This is a genomic window from Phaeovulum sp. (genome assembly GCF_030684035.1).
Lineage (GTDB): Bacteria > Pseudomonadota > Alphaproteobacteria > Rhodobacterales > Rhodobacteraceae > UBA6213.
The window spans coordinates 1-18619 of the sequence record NZ_JAUXPI010000065.1; the positions used below are offsets into that span (position 1 = coordinate 1).

Below are 18619 nucleotides of genomic sequence, written 5' to 3' on the forward strand. Positions count from 1 at the left end.
TCAGCCGCTGGCTGCTGCCTCGACTATGCTCGGCAAAGATCACGCCACGTTCCTCGCTGCTGAGGTGCTTGCTTCGTCTGTCCATCGCAACATCCTATGCCCTGGGGGCCGTGGGTGTTGCACTTGAAACTTGAGCCTAAGAACTCCCAACATCAGCAGACGCGCTCATGACCGCTTTCCCGTATTGGCGTGACTTCCAAATGCCCGGGCAAAGAGAACTCCCCCCCGCCCGGTGCCCTTTGCACCGGGCAGCGCCCGAACCGCCCCCCGGGGCGGGCGCTTCGCCCCCCCCGGCGGTCCGTGCGCTGCCCTCGGTTCCTGTCCGCACCAGCCGCAAGGGCCTCACCCCAACACCCTCCCCGCCACCGCATCCAACTTCGCCACCACCTCGGCATCCCGCACCCCCGGTGCCGTCATCACGGCGTGCTCCAGCGCCCGGTCGCAGCCCTCGGCGCAGGCCCCCCGCCCGGCCCCCAGCAGCCCCGGCAGCCGCGCCACCAGCCCCCGCGCATGGTCGGCATTCGCCCCCAAGGTGGCAACCACCTGCGCCACATCCACCGCGCCGTGGACCTCGTGCCAGCAATCGTAATCGGTGATCATCGCCACCGAGGCATAGCAAAGCTCGGCCTCGCGGGCGAGTTTCGCCTCGGGCATGCCGGTCATGCCGATCACGTCGCAGCCCCAGACCTCGCGGTAAAGCCTGCTCTCGGCGAGGGTGGAAAACTGCGGCCCCTCCATCGCGAGGTAAGTGCCGCCGCGGTGCACCCGCACCCCCTCGGCCCCGGCAGCGTGAAAGCAGGCATCGGAAAGCCGCGCGCAGGTCGGGTGCGCCACGCTCACATGCGCCACGCAGCCCGCCCCGAAGAACGATTTTTCCCGCGCGAAGGTGCGGTCGATGAACTGATCGACCAGCACGAAATCCCCCGGTGCCATGTCCTCGCGAAACGAGCCGCAGGCCGACAACGCCACAAGGTCGGTCACCCCCAGCCGCTTCATCGCATCGATATTGGCGCGGTAGGGCACCGAAGTCGGCGAATGCACATGCCCGCGCCCGTGGCGCGGCAAAAACGCCATCGGCACCCCGCCAAGCCGCCCCACCAGGACCTCGTCCGAGGGCTTGCCCCAGGGGGTTTTCACCGCCACCCGGCTTGCCCCCTCCAGCCCCTCGATCTCGTAAACCCCCGAGCCGCCGATAATGCCGATCATTCGCTGCATGATTGCCCCCATTTTCCGCCACCCTAAGCGCCCCGCGCCACTCGCGAAAGGGCGGTTTGCGCTTCGCCTTCCGGCAGGCTATCGCTGGCCGGGCAAGGCAGGGAGAGCGATCTTGAGCAACATGCGCGGCAGTGTGCTGATGGTGGCCGCGATGGGCGGTTTCGCGCTTGAAGACATGTTCATCAAGCGCACCGCCAAAGTGCTGCCGGTGGGCGAGATCCTGATGATCTTCGGGCTTGCCGGCATGCTCGCCTTCATCGTCATGGCGCTTTGGCGGCGCGAGCGGGTGCTGCACCCGGCCATCGCCTCCTGGCCGATCCTTTTGCGCGCCATTGCCGAGGTGGCGGGCAGGCTCGGCTATACGCTCGCCATCACGCTGACGCCGCTTTCCAACGCCTCGGCGATCTTGCAGGCGACGCCGCTGGTGGTGGTCGCCGGGGCGGCGCTGATCTTTGGCGAAAAGGTCGGCTGGCGGCGCTGGGCGGCAATCGGCGCGGGCTTTCTGGGCGTGCTGATCGTGCTCCGCCCCGGCATGGAGGGGTTTCAGCTGGCCTCGCTTTTTACCGTGCTCGGCATGCTCGGCTTTGCCGGGCGCGACCTTGCCACCCGCGCCGCCGCGCCGGTGCTGAGCAATCTGCAACTCGGCATCTACGGCTTCTTCATGCTGATCCCCACCGGCGCGGCACTGCTGCTGGTAACCGGCGGCGCGGCGATGCCGGGCGCGCCCGAGGCGCTGGGCCTCGCGCTCGCCACCCTCTTCGGTGTGGCGTCCTATTGGGGGCTGACGGCGGCCATGCGGATGGGCGAGGTCTCGGTCATCACCCCCTTCCGCTACACCCGGCTGGTGTTTGCGCTGGTGCTGGCGGTGTTGGTCTTCGGCGAGCGCCCCGATGCGCCAATGCTGGCAGGCTCCGCCCTCATCATCGCCAGCGGGCTTTATACCCTTGCGCGGGCGCGCAAGGCAAGGCGGGCGGCGAGGGGGTGAGGGGGGGCACCCAGAGTGCCGGGGGGGCGCAAGCCGGATGGCAAGTCGGCATGAAACAGAAGCGGTGACTCCGACCCGACGCAGGGTAGAAGCGCGTCCAAGCCTAAATTGCCCTTCTACGGCTCACAATACTGCGTCCGCAGGTGCCGCGCCTAGCAGTTCAACCGCCTGTCGTCTGGTCAGAGTGGTCCGGCACAGCGGTCCGTACCCGTTGCGCGGGTCCGCTGCGAGGCCCGGATAGAGTGACATGACGCGGATCCGGTTTCGGAAGCTGAGGCTACGCATCGCCATTGGACCCGGGTAGAAGCTTTCGGAACACAGCCCTTCCGCGCGAATGACCGAATGACGTTCGAGCAACACATGATAGTAGCGCGCGGTGCTGCACGCGGTTTCCCGGGCGATGCCGCAATATCCCTCAAGGCTCAGAGCAGGTGCAAATTGCTCCGTATCATGATCAAGGAAGGGAAAGCCCTCCCTGCTGATCAGGATGCGGTGCTGGGGCGAGACCATCAGGTCGCGGATGGGCAGTCGACCATTCAGAGACCTTGCAGGGATGCGTACCGGACGCAGTTTTTCGTCGGTGTCGGGCCAACTGTGTTCTGTCCAGCCTATCCAGCGGATCGGTCGGGGACCGTCGTCTTGGGTTGTCAACAAGTCGCCGATCCGAAGGTCCTCGACGGCCACGGGCCCTTTGGGTGTTTCAAGCCGGGTTCCCGCAACATAGCACACCGGCACCGGATCAGGATTGGTCTCAATGCTCTGAACGTCGATCCGGCCATTCCCGAAAGCGTTCATGTCTGCCGCAGTCGCCTGTTCATAGGGCATGAACACAAGGTAGGTCACCTGACCTGCGGACGGGTAATCCTGAACCGCGATGCGCATGATCGCGTCGCCGCGAAACTGCGCGGGTACCTGGTTGCCGCCCTGGTTGTTCGCTGTCGGCAGGATCCCGATCCAGTTGACCGTGAAATTGTAGGCCTGCCCACCAATGAGAACCTGGGTATTGGGGTCGGGAGCACCGCCAAGAAACAGATCGCCAGGATCACCCGTCGGTGTTTCGGCGATGAACGTGATTTGAAACGAGGGAGCCCCGGTCAGGTTGATCGCCGGATTGTTGGCCGAACTGCTGTCGGTCCTGACGTAGTAGCTGCTCATTTAGGCACCGATCAAGGGGGGGTCGATGTCGCTTGGAGATTGTTGGTGTGGCACCGTATCGAAGCAGGGGGAATGTGTCAAAAATATGAAACAAAGTGGATTAATTCCTCGAATTACCTTGTTTTCGGGAAACACTGCGCCGCGGCTTCGTCCCGCATCGCCAACATTCGCCCGCTGACCTCCCCGCACCAAGCATGCACACCCGCTTCGGGAAAAACCGCGTTTCGGCGGCTTCGGCCGCGCCCGAACCGCCCCCGCCGTAGGCGCTTTTCACCCTTCCCGGCGGTTTGCGGCCATGGGGCATCGGGCGGGCGGCATGGGGCCGCGGGCCCGGCCGGGTCACTTCAACTGGCTGTCCTTGGTGCCGCGCCGGTTGATGCCGCCGCGCGTGACTGGCCGCGCGTCGCGCGCCTTCTGGCAATCGAGGCAAAGCTTCACCCCCGGCACCGCCTGCCTGCGCGCTTGCGCAATCGGCTCGTCACATTCGGCGCAATGGGTCAGGCTTTCGCCCGCAGGCACGGGCCGCGCCCGCATCCGCCGCAGCTCGTCTTCGATCGAGGCTTCGATCTGCTCGCTCACCGCGCCATCGCGCGCCCAACCTCCGGCCATGTCCGCCTCCGTCCTGCGCGGCAAGTGTCGCGCGCCCGGGTTCCGTCCGTCAAGGCCCCCCGAAAGGCGCTGCCGGGTAAGCGCCAGAGCCCCTTAAAAACCCTTAACGCCAACAGGGATTCCCCGTGAAATCAACTACCTACCCATCATAACACGCGTGTTACGCCTCATGCCTCACGCGCGGGCAACGCTGGGGCGGCGGTCAGCGCCTGCCAGGCATCCCATTGCGACAGAAACACCCGGCCGGTCAGCGCGGCCAGAAAATCGGTCGCTTTCAGCCGGTCCATCACCGGGCCTTTCACCTCCGAAAGGTGCAGCCGCACGCCGATTTCGCCAAGCTGGGTATTGATCGCCTCAAGGCTTTCCAGCGCGCTCAGATCGATCTCGTTGACCGCCGAACACATCAGCACCACGTCGCGGATCGCGCCCTGCACCGCCAGCCGGTCATGGATGGTATCTTCCAGAAACCGCGCGTTGGCGAAATACAGGCTCTCGTCGATCCGCAGGCTCAAAAGCCGCGGATCGGTCAGCACCGCATGGCGGCGAAAGTTGCGGAAATGCTGGGTCCCCGGCACCAGCCCGACCTCGGCAACATGCGGGCGCGAGGTGTGGAAAAGATGCAGCCCGACCGACGCCACCACCCCCGCCGAAATCCCCGCCTCCACCCCCATGCCGAGGGTGACGAGGATGGTCGCCGCGACCGCCACGAAATCGGGCTTCGAATAGCCCCAGCTGCGCCGCAGGATCGAGAAATCGACCAGCGACAGCACCGCCACGATAATCGTCGCGGCCAGCGTGGCGGTGGGCAGGAAATGGATCAGCGGCGTCAACAGAAGCGCCGCGATGGCAAGGCCAACGGCGGTGAAAGCCCCGGCGGCGGCGGTCTCTGCCCCGGCGTCGAAATTCACCACCGAGCGCGCAAAACCGCCGGTAACCGGAAAGCCGCCGGTCAGCGCCGCCCCGATATTCGCCGCACCGAGGCCGATCAATTCCTGATCCGGGTCGATGCGCTGCCGTTTCTTCGCCGCAAGGGTCTGCGCCACCGAAATGGATTCGACAAAGCCGATGATCGAGATCAGCAGCGCCGGCACCAGCAGCGCGCCAATCAGCTCGGGCGAGAACGAGGGCAGGGTCAGCGGTGGCAGGCCCTGCGGCACCAGCCCGACAATCTTCACCCCCTTCGCATCAAGCCCCAGCCCCCAGACCGCAAGCGTTGTCGCCACCACCGCCAGCACCGGCCCGGCCTTGGTCAGCATGTCGGCGAAACGCGCGCCAAAGCCGATCCGGCGCAAAAGCGGTTTCATCCCCCGGCGCACCCAGAAAAGAAACCCCGTCGCCAGAACACCGAGAACGAGGGTGACCGCGTTCGTAGCCGGAACCGCGCGGGCCAGCGACGCCAGCATTTCGGGCAAGGTGTTGCCCCCGGCGCTGACCCCAAGAAGGTGCCTGATCTGGCTGGTGGCGATCAGTATGCCGCTTGCGGCAATGAACCCCGCGATCACCGGATGCGACAGGAAATTGGCAAGAAACCCGAGGCGGAAAACCCCCATGCCAAGCAAGATCAGCCCCGAAAGCCCTGCCAGAGTCAGCGCCGCGACGCCGTAGCCCATGCTCCCCTGCTCGGCGATATTGCCGATTGCCGCGGCGGTCATCAGCGAAATCACCGCCACCGGCCCCACCGCCAGCGCCCGGCTGGTGCCAAAGATGGCGTAGAGGATGATTGGTGCGATCGAGGCATAAAGCCCGGCCTCAGGCGGCAGCCCGGCCAGCAGCGCATAGGCCAGCGATTGCGGGATCAGCATGATCGTCACGATCATCGCCGCCATCAGATCGCCGCCAAGCGCCTGCCGGTCATAGGCCTTGCCCCATTGCAGGATCGGAAAATAGCGGGCGATGGGCTTTGCGGACATCGGGTCGATCCTGACTGCGAAGCGGTGCGGGGATCAGAGCCCGCCCGAATGACATTGGCGCGAAAGCGGGGGCTATCGCAAGCAGAGGCGATGGCGCGCGCCGCCATGACTGCGGGGAAGGCGGATGCACCCGGATGTGCCGGGGTCAAAGGCCATTGATCGGCACCTTCAACATCGCGCGCCCATCCTTGTCGGTGGGAACTTCACCCGCGCGCATGTTCACCTGCAACGACGGGATGATGAGCTGGGGCATCGCAAGCGTTGCATCGCGCGCGGTCCGCAATGCCACGAATTGCGCTTTCGTGGTGCCGTTTCCAACATGGATGTTATGCGCCTTTTCTGCCCCGACCGTGGTTTCCCACTGAATTTCGCGGCCATCGGGGCCGTAGTCGTGGCACATGAAAAGCCGCATCTCTTCGGGCAGCGCCAGCAGCTTCTGGATGCTGTCATAAAGCGTGCCCGCATCGCCGCCGGGAAAATCGGCGCGCGCCGAGCCTCCATCGGGCATGAACAGCGTGTCGCCCACGAAAGCCGCATTGCCCAAAACGTGCACCATGCAGGCCGGGGTGTGGCCGGGGGTGAAAAGCGCCACCGCCTGCATGCCGCCGATCTGGTAGGTATCGCCATCCTTGAACAGGCGGTCGAACTGGCTGCCATCGCGCTGAAACTCGGTGCCCTCGTTGAAGATCTTGCCGAAGGTTTCCTGCACCACCATGATCTTGTCGCCGATGCCGATCTTGCCACCGAGCTTGCCCTGAATATAGGGCGCGGCGGAAAGGTGGTCGGCATGCACATGGGTCTCGATGATCCATTCAAGGCTGAGGCCGCTGCGCTGGATATAGGCGATGATCGCATCGGCATGGTCATAGGTGATGCGACCCGCCGCATAGTCGATATCCATCACCGAATCGATCACCGCGCAGGCGTTTGAACCGGGGTCGCGGACGACATAGCTGATGGTATTGGTCGCCGGGTCGAAAAACGCCTCGACCTGCGGTTTGACGGCAAGGTTGATCGGGTAGCCAGGCATCAACTTCTCCTCTTTCATCCGGGTGGCGGCCATGGGAGCGATCAGGCATTCCGGTCCGGCACTGTCGGCCCGCTGCTGTGTCGGCCCGCTGCTGCAACGGATCTAGGGTCGGCAGCCACATATTCAACCTGAAGCATATATCAGCCGTGCCGGGGGTGCTGCAATAGCCAGGCAGTATTCGCCCGCCCTACCCGAGCGGCACCATATCGACCGCCTGCCGGCTTTTCTGCGTGCCTGAGGTCCGCAGCGTGCCCTTTACCGGTGCCACGTCGGCATAATCCCTGCCGCGCGCAACAACGACATGGTCGCCACCTGCCAGCCTGTCGTTGGTCGGATCGAATTCGATCCAGCCGGTTTCGGGCCCGCACCAGGCGCGCACCCAGGCGTGCATCGCATCGGCCCCTTGCAGCCGCGGTTTGCCGGGCGGTGGCAGCGTGCTCAGAAAGCCGCTCACATAGCCAGCAGGCACCCCGATGCCGCGCAGGCAGGCGATCATGATATGCGAAAAGTCCTGACAGACACCACTGCGCCGCGCAAAAGCTTCGGCTGCGGGGGTATCGACCGTGGTTGCCTGCGGGTCATAGCGCAGGTGCCGGTTCAGCGCGTGCCCCACCGCCATGACCGCCGCCGCAACACTCATGCCCGGTTCTAGAACGGCGCGCGCAAAGGCCTCCATCGCGGCATCGCGCGGCACCCGGAACGAGGGCGCAAGAAAATGCAGCGGCGAATCCGGCCCGAGATCGCGGCTTTCTGCCAGCGCCGCGGGCAGGTCCGCCAATGCAACCGAGCCCCCGGGCCACTCGCCCCGTTCCAGCCGCTCGACCCGGGCTAGCAGGGTCAGCGTTACGCTGTCTTGCGGCGCGCGAAAGCAGAACTCGGTTACCCTGTTGCCAAAGAAATCGAGGCGGTCAAGGCGCTCTTCGGGCTCTGGCGCGATCGTGAGGGTGCCGGAAACGCAGCGCTGCCCGCGCCCCGTTTCCAGCGGCATCACGCAGACCAGATGCCGCCCGCTCACCGCCGGGCGGTCATATTCAGAGGCGATGCGCAGTCTGATGTCGTAAATCACCGCCCCGCCCCTAATGCATGAACGCCGCGTGCAGCGCTGCGGTAAGATCAAGCGTCTGCCGTTGCGCGACGATGAGCGCAGCGTTATCGAGCGTCAGCACCGAATGCGCCGCGATCGACCCCCGCAGCGCCGAAACCTTGGCTTCCAGGGCCTGTATCGAGGTGTCGGGTTCTGAACCGCGAAGATCGCGCACCCGCTTGCCGATCACCTCAAGGTGGAAACGCAGCGCCCTGGGGTTTCGTGCATCAAGCGCCAGCAGGTCGATCACGCTTTCGCGGCGGGTGAACACCGCATAACGCTGACGGTGCACCATGATGCTGTCGCCGACCTCTACCGCAAGGTCGAGCCCGCCTTCTGGCGATTTCGGGTCTGCCACGACCGCCAGAAGATCCGAAATCATCGCCGCGCGTTCAAGCGAGCGCCCGATGGTCAGAAACTGCCAGCCCTCGGCGCGATACATGTTTTCGTGCACAAGTCCGGCAAAACCCGCGATCTTGCGCAGCATGACGCTCATCACCATGGCCGCGTCGCCGCCCGCAAGCGTGGTCGTGGCGATACGGGCCATCGACTTTTCCATGTCTTTCAGCGCCGCCCAGGCATCGACACTGAAACGGTCGCGGATCTGGTTGGCACTGTAAACGGCTGAGGCAAGGGTGGCGCGCAGGCCCTTGGGGAAAGGTTCGGCGGCATCGACATGGTAGGTTTTCAGATGGGCGCGGATAGCTGCCAGCAAGGGCTCGGTCGCCGCCTCGTCCAGACGGCTGTTGAAGGCGCGCACCAGCCGCAAGAGCCCCTCGGTGCGCTCCACATAGCGGCCGAGCCAGAACAGATTGTCGGCGGCCCTGCTGGGCAAAGGCCCCGGTTCGGCCCGCACGAAAGGCGCGCTGGGCGGCGGCAGCATGGTTACCGGATCAACCGGATCGTCGCTGACGATCCAGACATCCGCCACCGAACCGCCGTTGTGCATCGAGATTGCCGTGGTGTCGGTGCTGGCACCGACACGGGCAAAACCGCCGGGCATCACCTGCCAGCCCTCGGGCGTGCGGGCCAGAAACGCCCGCAGCGTCATCGGCCGCGGCACCAGAACACCCGCTTCATGAACGGGCGTGGTGGAAAGCGTCACCAGTTCCTTGCCGACCAGCCCCGCCGCGTTTTCGCTGAGCCAGTCGTGCAAACCGGCTTCGCTGCCGCGCATCTGGCCACCGATGGCATGCGGGGCACCGGATTCAAACGGCATCCGGGTGGCCAGCGCCGGGCCGATCATCATCCGGTCGGCATGGCCTCGCACATGCGCCAGTTCCCCCTCCTGGCCGCACCACCAGGTTGCCACATTGGGCAGGCGCAAGCCCTGGCCGGTCAGCACCTGCGCGATCTTCGGCAAAAAGGCCATCAGCGCCTGGGTTTCCAGCACGCCGACGCCCAGCGCATTGACCATGGTCACATGGCCCTGCCGCACCGCCGACACCAGGCCGGGGGTGCCAAGGCGGCTATCCTCGCGCAGTTCCAGCGGACCGGCCCAGATCCCGTCCATCCGCCGCCAAAGCACATCGACCGGGGCCAGCCCGGCGACGGTGCGCACCCGCAGGTGGCCACTCTCGACCGTCAGGTCTTCGCCTTCCAACAGCGCCATGCCGAGATAGCGGGCAATATAGGCCTGCTCGTAATAGGTATCGGTCAGTTGCCCCGGGGTCAGGATGCCAACGCGCGAGTTCGGATCGATCCGCAGGTTTTCCAGCGCATCGCGGAAGGCGCGGAAGAAACCGGAAAGGCGTAGCACATTGGTATTGCGGTAAAGGTCGGGGAAAACGCGGGTCGCCGCCACCCGGCTTTCGAGCGCGAAGCCCGCGCCCGAAGGCGCATCGGTGCGGTCGGAAAGCACCCACCAGCCGCCATCCGGGCCGCGCCCGATCTCGAACGCCACAAAATGCAGAAAGTGCCCCGAGCGCGGCGGCACGCCCACCATCGGGCGCAGCCATTCGGGGTTTTGCGCGATCAGGCTGGCGGGCAGATGCCCCTCGGCCACCAGCCGGTTGGCACCGTAAAGGTCGGCCGCCACAAGCTCCAGCAACTCGGCACGCTGGATCAGACCGGCCTCGATGCCGCGCCATTCCGCCTCTGGCAGAATGACCGGCACCGGGCTGAACGGCCAATCACGTGCGGCCCCGGATCTGTCGCCATATTTGCGGAAGAACACGCCGGTATCGGCCAGATGCTGCGCACCGCGCGCAAAGGCGTTTCTGGTCTCGGCAGCGGAAAGCGCCGAGAGGTGCGCCATCAGCCCGGCCCAGCCCGGGCGCATCGCACCGCTGGCATCGGCCAGTTCATCGGGCACGCCGGGCAGCGGCCGATAGCGGGCAAAAAGCTGGCTATCGACCGGCTTTGGATTTGCTTTCCGGGGCATCAGAGCCCGCGCGCGCGGCGCAGATCAAGCGTCATCGGAAACTCGGGGTGCGGGGTTTCGGGCAAGGGCTCATAACTGCCCGAAATATGACCGCGCGGCTCGAAACGGGCAAGGCGTCGCGCTTCGGCTTCGTTGCTGTTGACCGGGAAGGTATCATAATTGCGCCCGCCCGGGTGCGCGACATGGTAGGTGCAGCCGCCAAGCGCCCGGCCGGTCCAGATGTCGTAGATATCGAAGGTCAGCGGTGCGTTGACCGGCAGCACCGGATGCAGCGCCAGCGGCGGCTGCCACGCCTTGTAGCGCAGCCCCGCCACAAACACGCCCGCCGTACCGGTGGCCTGCATCGGCAGGCGGCGACGATTGCAGGTGACGGTGTAGCGCCCCGGATCGGCGGTGGTCAGCTTGGCCTGCAACCGCTCCACCGAGCTGTCGGTGTAGCGCACGGTGCCGCCAATCGCGCCGGTCTCGCCCAGCACATGCCAGGGCTCCAGCGCCTGCCGAAGCTCAAGCGTGACGCCCTCGACCGTGATCTCGCCGCAGAACGGAAAGCGGAACTCGGCCTGCGCCTTGAACCAGTCGGGGTCAAGCGCGAAGCCGTGCTGGCTCAGGTCGCCCAGCACGTCTAGAAAATCGAGCCAGACAAAATGCGGCAGCATGAAGCGGTCCGCCAGAGTGGTGCCCCAGCGGATCAGCGCCCCTTGCACCGGGCTTTGCCACATCCGCGCGATCAGTGCGCGGATCAGCACCTGCTGCGCAAGGCTCATGCGCGGGTTCGGCGGCATTTCGAAGCCGCGAAATTCGACCAGTCCCAGTCGGCTGGTCGGGCCATCGGGGGAGTAGAGCTTGTCGATGCAGATCTCGGCGCGGTGGGTATTGCCGGTGACATCCACCAGCAGATTGCGCAAAAGCCGGTCCACAAGCCACGGCGAAGGGCTCGGCCCCTGCCCCGGTGCCGGAATTTGCGCCAAGGCAATTTCAAGCTCGTAAAGCGCATCCATCCGCGCTTCGTCAATGCGCGGGGCCTGCGACGTAGGGCCGATGAACAGGCCCGAAAACAGGTAGGAAAGCGAAGGGTGCCGCTGCCAGTGCAGGATCAGGCTGGCAAGCAGATCGGGGCGGCGCAGGAACGGGCTGTCGGCAGGGGTGAGCCCGCCCACCACCACATGATTGCCGCCACCGGTGCCGGTATGCTTGCCGTCGATCATGAACTTGTCGGCACCAAGTCGCAGTTGCCGCGCCTCTTCGTAGACGGCCTCGGTGGTGGCCACCGCCTCGTCCCAGCTATGCGCGGGGTGGATGTTCACCTCGATCACGCCGGGGTCAGGGGCCACCCGGATCACGTTCAGGCGCGGGTCATGGGGCGGCCCGTAGCCTTCGATATGCACCGGCAGGCCGTGCGCACGGGCGGCAGCCTCGGCGGCGGCGACCAGTTCCAGATAATCTTCCACCCGCTCCACCGGCGGCATGAACACACAAAGCCGTCCGTCGCGCGGTTCAACCGAAATGGCGGTGCGAACAGCGCCAGCCACCTCGGAAATCACCTGTTCGTTGCGGTCTTGCACCGGTTCTGACGCGGTGAAGGCAGGGCGTTCCTGCCGATGCTGCGCCAGCGCGCCGGGTGCGAGATCGGGCAGCGCCGCGCGGTCTTCGAACGGGTCCGAGGGCAGCACATGCGGAAAGTCCGCCGCTTTCACATGCGGCAGCGAAGCGAGCGGCAGGCGATAGCCGACCGGGCTGTCGCCGGGCACCAGAAACAGATGCCCGCGCCGCAGTTTCCATTTTTCGGAAACCCAGGTCTTTTTGCTTGCGACTGCCAGCGCTGCAACGGCAGCACGAAACCCGAAGGATCGGTCAGGCCGCGCGCAAAGACCCGGGCGATGCGGTTGCGTTTCTCGGGGTCTTTCAGCTGCGAGTTCTGCGGCGTCACGTTTTCCGGAAGGTTGCCTTCCTTGACGATCCACTCGGCAGGATCCTCATAGGCGGGTGTCACGTTTTCCGCAGGCAGGCCCAGCGTCTCGGCGATGGTTTGCAGCAGGGCGGTGGCCTGGGCCGGGGTCGCCTCGGACTTGCATAGCTCGGGCGCAATCAGTGCGGGGTCATGCCAGATCGGCTTGCCATCGCGCCGCCAGTACAGGCTGAAGGTCCAGCGCGGCAGAGTTTCGCCCGGATACCACTTGCCCTGACCGTAGTGCAGGAAGCCGCCCGGCGCGAATTTTGCCTGCAGGCGGCGGATCAGGGCATCGGCATAGACCCGCTTGGTGGGGCCGACCGCATCGGAGTTCCACTCCTCCGCCTCGAAATCGTCGATCAAAACGAAAGTCGGCTCGCCGCCCATCGTCAGGCGCACGTCGCCTGCCGCAAGAGCCTCATCGACCTTGTGACCAAGCGCATTCAGATCTGCCCAGGCGGCATCGGAAAACGGCTTGGTGATGCGCGGATGCTCGGCCATCCGTGTCACCGTCATGTCGAAGTCGAAGGCTACCTCGGCAAAGCTCGCCATGCCCGAGATCGGCGCGGCGTTGGAATAATGCGGGGTGGCCGCCAATGGAATATGGCTTTCACCGGCAAGCAACCCCGAGGTCGGATCAAGCCCGATCCAGCCCGCGCCGGGAAGATAGACCTCGCACCAGGCCGTGCAGGTCGGTAAAGTCGTGGTCGGTGCCCGCCGGGCCATCGACCGCCACCAGATCGGGCTTGAGCTGGATCAGGTAGCCCGACACGAAGCGCGCGGCAAAGCCGAGGTGGCGCAACACCTGCACCAGAAGCCAGCTGGTATCGCGGCACGAGCCCTTGCCGAGGCCCAGCGTTTCCTCTGGCGTCTGCACCCCCGGCTCCATCCGGATCACATAGCCAATTTCCTGCGCCAGTTGCGCGTTCAGGCGCACGATGAAATCGACAGTGCGCAGCGGCTCCCTTCTACCCCGGGAACCGCCCAATTCATAAGACAAGGTGGTGGATGCTGGCAAGAATGGACATGCTGGATTTCTTTCAGGGCTGCCGCCGGTATTTTCACAGCCCTCGGATTTCCTCCATCACTTTGTGCCGGCAAGGGCAGCAATGCGCCAGGCATCGGGCGCAACCGCCGGGAACTGCCTCGCAAACAGGCACCGCGCGCGGTCACGGGCGCGAAAGGGGCGGGCGGCAGCGGCACGGGTAGATCAGCTGCCACGCCCCCGTGTTTCGGATTGGTTGACGCCTGCTTCGGTGTAGGCGGGCAGAAAGCTTCCGCCAAGCCGCTGAATGGCGTCGCGCGTGCGCTCGGCGGCCGGTTCAAGGTGGCGGCCCGCCGCATGGACAAGGAACCAGTGCCGCGAAACCGGCGCGTTTGGCGTTTGCAGCAGCACCAGTTCGCCGTGCCGCATTTCGGAAATCACCGTGTGCAGCGACAGAAAGGCAATGCCAAGCCCGGCCATCACCGCCTGCTTGATGGTTTCATTCGAGGCCATTTCGGCGGTCTGATAGGTTTCCCCGTCGCCAAGCTGGTCAAGGTAACGCTGCATCAAAATCCGCGTGCCCGACCCCGGCTCGCGGGCAATGAAGGTTTCACCGCGCAGATCCGCCCAAGACAAGGCCTTGCGACCGGCAAGCGGGTGGTCAGGCGGCGCGACGATGCCGTGCGGATGCGCCCCCAGCGGGATCGCCTCGACAACGGGGTATCGCGGTGGCCGCCCCATGATGACAAGATCGACCGCCCCTGCCTCGATATCCCTCAGGATGGCGTCGCGGTTGCCGACATTCAGCACAATCGTGATGCCCGGGTTCAAGAGCCGCAGCGTCTTGACCAGCCCGGGGGCGAAATACTTGGCGGTCGAAACCACACCAAGCGTGATTCGGCCCATCTCGCCGGTCTGAAGCGCCCTGACCTGCTCGATTCCATGCGACAAAACAGCATCCATCCGCTCAATCGTGCGCAACAGGGCGGCACCTGCCGCGGTAAGCTGCGATCCCGCGGAATCGGCGCTGCGTTGCAGCAATGTTGCCCCCAGTTGCTGCTCTAACGCCTTGATCTGGCTATGAACTGCGGGCCCTGTCAGGTTCAACGCCTTGGCCGCAGCCGTGATCGATCCGCTCTCGGAAACACCGGCAAGGGCGCGCAGTTGCTTCAGGGTGATCGTCGCAAGGGCTTTCATTCAGTTTTTCTAACTGAAAATGCAGAATTATCAAATTTGTTTTTGTACCCATGTAGAGCAGGCTATGCACATCGCGGCAATGCGACGGGGGGAACAGCGCGTGAGTATTGACCAGACAGGGATGGACGGAACCGAAATTCCCGAGGCGCTCCGGGATGTGATGGAGCGCATCTGCGCAACTTCGGTCGATCTTGCCTTGATGATTGCCCGCGGCGACATCGGGCAGAACCTCGGCGGCGCGGTCGGTTTCAATATCGGCGGCGACGGGCAGAAGGCGCTCGACGTGATCGCCGACGAGGCCTTTGCGAATGCCTTGCGCGATTCCGCGGTGCGCTACTACGCCTCCGAGGAGCAGGACACTGCGGTTGAGTTGAACCAGACCGGCACGCTGGCGCTGGCTATCGACCCTCTGGACGGCTCGTCCAATATCGAGACCAACGTTTCCATCGGCACCATATTCGCGATCTTCCCCGCTGGCGAAGATGCGGATTCCAGCTTTCTGCGCCCGGTCTCGGATCAGATCGCGGGCGGCTATGTGATCTACGGGCCGCAGACCTGCCTGGTCGTCACCTTCGGTGCCGGGGTGCTGAAGTTCACGCTCGATCCCGACAGCCGCAAGTTCCGGCTGACCGGGCGCAACCTGCAAGTGCCACCGCAGACCAATGAGTTTGCCATCAACAGCTCGAACTACCATCACTGGCCCGCGCCGATCCGCGCATTTATCGACGATCTGGTGATTGGTGCCGATGGCCCGCGCGGCCGTCCGTTCAACATGCGCTGGATCGCCTCGCTGGTCGCCGAAACGCACCGCATCCTGACCCGCGGCGGCGTGTTCCTTTACCCCGGCGACGACCGCAAGGGCTATGCGCGCGGCCGTCTGCGGATGCTTTACGAATGTGCACCGATTGCCTTCCTGATCACCCAGGCGGGCGGCGGGGCCACGGATTCGGTCGATCCGATCCTCGGCCAGCAGATCACCTCGCTGCACATGCGCACACCTTTCGTATTTGGCAGCATCGAAAAGGTGATCCGCGTGACCACCTACCACGACCTTCCCGAAACCGAAACTTCAGCGCTTTTCGGCAAGCGCGGCCTGTTCAGGAGCTGATGACATGAGCAAGAAACACCCGATCATCTCGGTCACCGGCTCTTCGGGCGCGGGCACCAGCACGGTAAAGGCAACCTTCGAGCAGATCTTCCGCCGCGAAGGCATCTCGGCGGTGTCGATCGAGGGCGACGCCTTCCACAAGTTCAACCGCGCCGACATGCGCGACGCGCTTGCCAAACGCAGCGCCAACGGCAGCACAACATTCTCGCACTTTTCCTATGAAGCGAACGAGTTGGGAGAGCTGGAGCGGGTATTCCGCGAATATGGCGAAACCGGCAAGGGCCGCAGCCGGACCTATGTCCATGACGAGGTCGAGGCCGCCGCCAAGGGCGTGGCACCGGGCAATTTCACTGCCTGGGCTCCTTTCGAAGAAGGCTCGGACCTGCTTTTCTACGAGGGGCTGCACGGTGCCGTGGTCAACAAAGAGGTCAATCTTGCCAAGCTGGCCGACCTCAAGATCGGTGTGGTTCCGGTCATCAACCTTGAGTGGATCCAGAAGATTCACCGCGACCGCGCCCAGCGCGGCTACACCACCGAGGCCGTAACCGACACCATCTTGCGCCGCATGCACGCCTATGTGCACTGCATCACGCCGCAATTCACCGAGACCGACATCAACTTCCAGCGGGTGCCGGTGGTCGATACCTCGAACCCGTTCATCGCCCGCTGGATCCCCACCGCCGACGAAAGCCTTGTGGTGATCCGCTTCAAAAGCCCGCGCGGCATCGATTTTCCCTATCTCATCTCGATGATCGACAGCTCGTGGATGTCACGCGCCAATTCGATCGTCATCCCCGGCAACAAGCTCGATCTGGCAATGCAGCTGATCCTCACCCCGCTGATCGAGCGCCTGGTGCGCGACAGCAAGCGCGCCTGAAAGGACACCCGATGAACGTTCATCAGCAGATCGCCGACGAAGGCCAGATGGCAAACGCGATCCGTGCATTGGCAATGGATGCGGTGCAAAAGGCAAACTCCGGCCACCCCGGCATGCCGATGGGCATGGCGGATGTGGCAACCGTGCTGTTCAACCGTTTCGTCACGCTGGACCCGCAAACCCCCGACTGGCCGAACCGCGACCGCTTCGTGCTTTCGGCCGGGCACGGCTCGATGCTGCTTTACGCGATCCACCATCTGCTCGGCTATGACGACATGGGACTGGATCAACTGCGCGCCTTCCGCCAGTTGGGCAGCCGCACCGCCGGGCACCCGGAATACGGCCATGCCAAGGGCATCGAAGTGACCACAGGCCCGCTTGGCCAGGGCATCGCCACCGCCGTGGGCATGGCGCTGGCCGAACGCATGGCGGCGGCGCGGTTTGCCGATCTAATCGACCATTTCACCTATGTCATCGCCGGCGATGGCTGCCTGATGGAAGGCCTCAGCCACGAGGCGATCGACATGGCGGGCCACCTTGGCCTCGGCCGGCTGATCGTGCTTTGGGATGACAATCACATCACCATCGACGGCGATACCGGCCTTTCAACCTCAACCGACCAGCGGGCGCGCTTTGCCGCCGCAGGCTGGCACACGCTGGCGGTCGATGGCCACAACCGCGCCGAAATCGCCGAAGCAATCGCCGCGGCGAAGGCCGACCCGCGCCCCAGCCTGATCGCCTGCCGCACCATCATCGGCTTCGGCGCGCCGAACAAGCAGGGCAGCCATGATGTGCATGGCGCGCCGTTGGGCGACGCCGAAATCGCCGCGGCACGGGCGGAGCTGGGCTGGAACCATCCGCCCTTCGAGATCCCCGCCGCCATCTATGCCGCCTGGGCCAAGGTTGCCGCGCGCGGCTCGGCAGCCCGCGGTGTCTGGACCAGCGCACTCGCCGCCTCGCCGCACCGCACCGCGTTCCACGCCGCTGTTGCCCGCGATCCGGCACCGCTGACCCCGGCAATGGCCGCCTTCAAGGCGCAACTGCTGGTGGACAGGCCCAAGGTGGCCACCCGCAAGGCCAGCGAAATGGCACTGGGCGTGGTCAATGCGGCTCTCCCGTTCACGGTGGGGGGCTCGGCTGACCTGACCGGCTCGAACCTGACCCGGTCCAAGGGCCAGAAATCGGTCACCCGCGCCGATTTCTCGGGTAGCTACATTCATTATGGCGTCCGCGAACACGGCATGGCGGCGGCGATGAACGGCATCGCGCTGCACGGGCTCTTCAAGCCCTATGGCGGCACATTCATGGCCTTTGCCGACTATTGCCGCCCGTCGATCCGCCTTGCAGCACTGATGGGGGTGCCGGTCACCTATGTGATGACGCATGACAGCATCGGGCTTGGCGAAGACGGCCCGACGCATCAGCCGGTCGAGCACCTCGCCAGCCTGCGCGCGATCCCCAACCTGACCGTCATCCGACCCTGCGACGCGGTGGAAACCGCCGAGGCCTGGGAAATCGCAATGGCATCCACGGCGACGCCGGTGATGCTGGTGCTCACCCGCCAGAACCTGCCGCTGATGCGTCAGCAGGCGGGCGAGAACCTGACCGCGAAGGGTGCCTATGTGCTGCGCGATGTGGCGAACCGGCAGGTGACGCTGATCGCTACCGGCTCCGAGGTGGAAATCGCCATCGCTGCGGCCGACCAGCTTGCCGCCGAAGGCATTCGCGCCGCGGTGGTCTCGGCCCCCTGCTTCGAGGCTTTTGTGGCGCAACCTGCGGCCTATCGCCAGGCGGTGCTCGGCAGCGCGCCGCGCATCGGCATCGAGGCCGCCATCCGGCAGGGCTGGGATCTGCTCTTGCGCCACAAGGACGCCTTCATCGGCATGGACGGCTTTGGTGCCTCGGCACCCGCGCCCGAACTCTACCGCCATTTCGGCATCACCACCGAGCGCGTGGTGATGGCCGCGAAACATAAACTCTGAGGAAAGCGAACGCGATGACAGTAAAAGTTGCAATCAACGGCTTTGGCCGGATCGGCAGGAATGTGCTCCGCGCGATCATCGAATCGGGGCGCAATGACATTCGGGTGGTGGCGATCAACGACCTTGGCCCGGTCGAGACCAACGCGCATCT

Annotated in this window: 16 protein-coding genes; 5 read left to right on the plus strand and 11 right to left on the minus strand. The window is 65.0% G+C overall.

Annotated elements, in window-relative coordinates; translation table 11 throughout:
- Positions 1 to 342: 342 nt before the first annotated feature.
- Positions 343 to 1215: an S-methyl-5'-thioadenosine phosphorylase gene (locus tag Q8J98_RS14690; protein ID WP_305295019.1), complete on the minus strand. Its 873-nt coding sequence runs from the start codon at positions 1213 to 1215 to the stop codon at positions 343 to 345.
- Between the two features lie 112 nt (positions 1216 to 1327).
- Here Q8J98_RS14690 and Q8J98_RS14695 point away from each other — a divergent pair, with 112 nt between their 5' ends.
- Entirely contained in the window at positions 1328 to 2200 is an 873-nt protein-coding gene (locus Q8J98_RS14695; protein WP_305295020.1) for a DMT family transporter, read from the plus strand.
- Positions 2201 to 2323: 123 nt separating this feature from the next.
- Here Q8J98_RS14695 and Q8J98_RS14700 read toward each other — a convergent pair whose 3' ends face one another.
- The 10 genes from Q8J98_RS14700 to Q8J98_RS14735 form a co-directional block, all read right to left on the minus strand.
- Positions 2324 to 3355 carry a Hint domain-containing protein gene (locus Q8J98_RS14700; protein WP_305295021.1) on the minus strand — a complete coding sequence of 344 codons (1032 nt, stop codon included), beginning with the start codon at positions 3353 to 3355 and terminating at the stop codon, positions 2324 to 2326.
- 339 nt (positions 3356 to 3694) lie between these two features.
- Positions 3695 to 3964, minus strand: coding sequence for a DksA/TraR family C4-type zinc finger protein (locus tag Q8J98_RS14705; RefSeq protein WP_305295022.1), 270 nt, complete (start codon positions 3962 to 3964; stop codon positions 3695 to 3697).
- Positions 3965 to 4131: 167 nt separating this feature from the next.
- On the minus strand, positions 4132 to 5874 hold the full coding sequence (locus Q8J98_RS14710; protein ID WP_305295023.1) for a SulP family inorganic anion transporter: 1743 nt from the start codon (positions 5872 to 5874) through the stop codon (positions 4132 to 4134).
- Between the two features lie 145 nt (positions 5875 to 6019).
- Positions 6020 to 6904, minus strand: a complete 885-nt coding sequence (locus Q8J98_RS14715; RefSeq protein WP_305295024.1) for an MBL fold metallo-hydrolase — start codon at positions 6902 to 6904, stop codon at positions 6020 to 6022.
- Between the two features lie 187 nt (positions 6905 to 7091).
- Positions 7092 to 7970: a transglutaminase family protein gene (locus Q8J98_RS14720; RefSeq protein ID WP_305295025.1), complete on the minus strand. Its 879-nt coding sequence runs from the start codon at positions 7968 to 7970 to the stop codon at positions 7092 to 7094.
- Between the two features lie 10 nt (positions 7971 to 7980).
- Positions 7981 to 10371: a circularly permuted type 2 ATP-grasp protein gene (locus Q8J98_RS14725; protein ID WP_305295026.1), complete on the minus strand. Its 2391-nt coding sequence runs from the start codon at positions 10369 to 10371 to the stop codon at positions 7981 to 7983.
- Positions 10371 to 12119 (minus strand): transglutaminase family protein, encoded by a 1749-nt coding sequence (locus Q8J98_RS14810; protein ID WP_370868114.1) that lies wholly within the window; start codon positions 12117 to 12119, stop codon positions 10371 to 10373. Before Q8J98_RS14810 ends, Q8J98_RS14725 begins: the two co-directional genes overlap by 1 nt.
- Positions 12062 to 13045 carry a transglutaminase family protein gene (locus Q8J98_RS14815; protein WP_370868115.1) on the minus strand — a complete coding sequence of 328 codons (984 nt, stop codon included), beginning with the start codon at positions 13043 to 13045 and terminating at the stop codon, positions 12062 to 12064. The genes Q8J98_RS14810 and Q8J98_RS14815 overlap by 58 nt, the downstream gene beginning before the upstream one ends.
- On the minus strand, positions 12957 to 13319 hold the full coding sequence (locus Q8J98_RS14820; protein ID WP_370868117.1) for a transglutaminase family protein: 363 nt from the start codon (positions 13317 to 13319) through the stop codon (positions 12957 to 12959). Before Q8J98_RS14820 ends, Q8J98_RS14815 begins: the two co-directional genes overlap by 89 nt.
- A 210-nt stretch (positions 13320 to 13529) precedes the next feature.
- On the minus strand, positions 13530 to 14501 hold the full coding sequence (locus Q8J98_RS14735) for a LysR family transcriptional regulator (RefSeq protein ID WP_305295027.1): 972 nt from the start codon (positions 14499 to 14501) through the stop codon (positions 13530 to 13532).
- Between the two features lie 121 nt (positions 14502 to 14622).
- Here Q8J98_RS14735 and Q8J98_RS14740 point away from each other — a divergent pair, with 121 nt between their 5' ends.
- The 4 genes from Q8J98_RS14740 to Q8J98_RS14755 form a co-directional block, all read left to right on the plus strand.
- Positions 14623 to 15609 (plus strand): class 1 fructose-bisphosphatase, encoded by a 987-nt coding sequence (locus Q8J98_RS14740; protein ID WP_305295030.1) that lies wholly within the window; start codon positions 14623 to 14625, stop codon positions 15607 to 15609.
- A gap of 4 nt (positions 15610 to 15613) precedes the next feature.
- Positions 15614 to 16486 (plus strand): phosphoribulokinase, encoded by an 873-nt coding sequence (locus tag Q8J98_RS14745; protein ID WP_305295028.1) that lies wholly within the window; start codon positions 15614 to 15616, stop codon positions 16484 to 16486.
- Positions 16487 to 16497: 11 nt separating this feature from the next.
- Complete coding sequence (gene tkt, locus Q8J98_RS14750; RefSeq protein WP_305295029.1) at positions 16498 to 18468, plus strand: transketolase; 1971 nt, start codon at positions 16498 to 16500, stop codon at positions 18466 to 18468.
- A gap of 14 nt (positions 18469 to 18482) precedes the next feature.
- Positions 18483 to 18619 (plus strand): glyceraldehyde 3-phosphate dehydrogenase NAD-binding domain-containing protein (locus Q8J98_RS14755; RefSeq protein ID WP_305185107.1); only part of this gene is annotated, 137 nt, incomplete at its 3' end.

Bases quoted from the DNA above. Each gene is read 5' to 3' on its own strand.
- Q8J98_RS14690 (WP_305295019.1), bottom strand. From the start codon at position 1,215: ATGCAGCGAATGATCGGCATTATCGGCGGCTCGGGGGTTTACGAGATC.
- Q8J98_RS14700 (WP_305295021.1), bottom strand. From the start codon at position 3,355: ATGAGCAGCTACTACGTCAGGACCGACAGCAGTTCGGCCAACAATCCG.
- Q8J98_RS14705 (WP_305295022.1), bottom strand. From the start codon at position 3,964: ATGGCCGGAGGTTGGGCGCGCGATGGCGCGGTGAGCGAGCAGATCGAA.
- Q8J98_RS14710 (WP_305295023.1), bottom strand. From the start codon at position 5,874: ATGTCCGCAAAGCCCATCGCCCGCTATTTTCCGATCCTGCAATGGGGC.
- Q8J98_RS14715 (WP_305295024.1), bottom strand. From the start codon at position 6,904: ATGCCTGGCTACCCGATCAACCTTGCCGTCAAACCGCAGGTCGAGGCG.
- Q8J98_RS14725 (WP_305295026.1), bottom strand. From the start codon at position 10,371: ATGCCCCGGAAAGCAAATCCAAAGCCGGTCGATAGCCAGCTTTTTGCC.
- Q8J98_RS14815 (WP_370868115.1), bottom strand. From the start codon at position 13,045: ATGGCCCGGCGGGCACCGACCACGACTTTACCGACCTGCACGGCCTGG.
- Q8J98_RS14735 (WP_305295027.1), bottom strand. From the start codon at position 14,501: ATGAAAGCCCTTGCGACGATCACCCTGAAGCAACTGCGCGCCCTTGCC.
- Q8J98_RS14740 (WP_305295030.1), top strand. From the start codon at position 14,623: ATGGACGGAACCGAAATTCCCGAGGCGCTCCGGGATGTGATGGAGCGC.
- Q8J98_RS14745 (WP_305295028.1), top strand. From the start codon at position 15,614: ATGAGCAAGAAACACCCGATCATCTCGGTCACCGGCTCTTCGGGCGCG.
- tkt (WP_305295029.1), top strand. From the start codon at position 16,498: ATGAACGTTCATCAGCAGATCGCCGACGAAGGCCAGATGGCAAACGCG.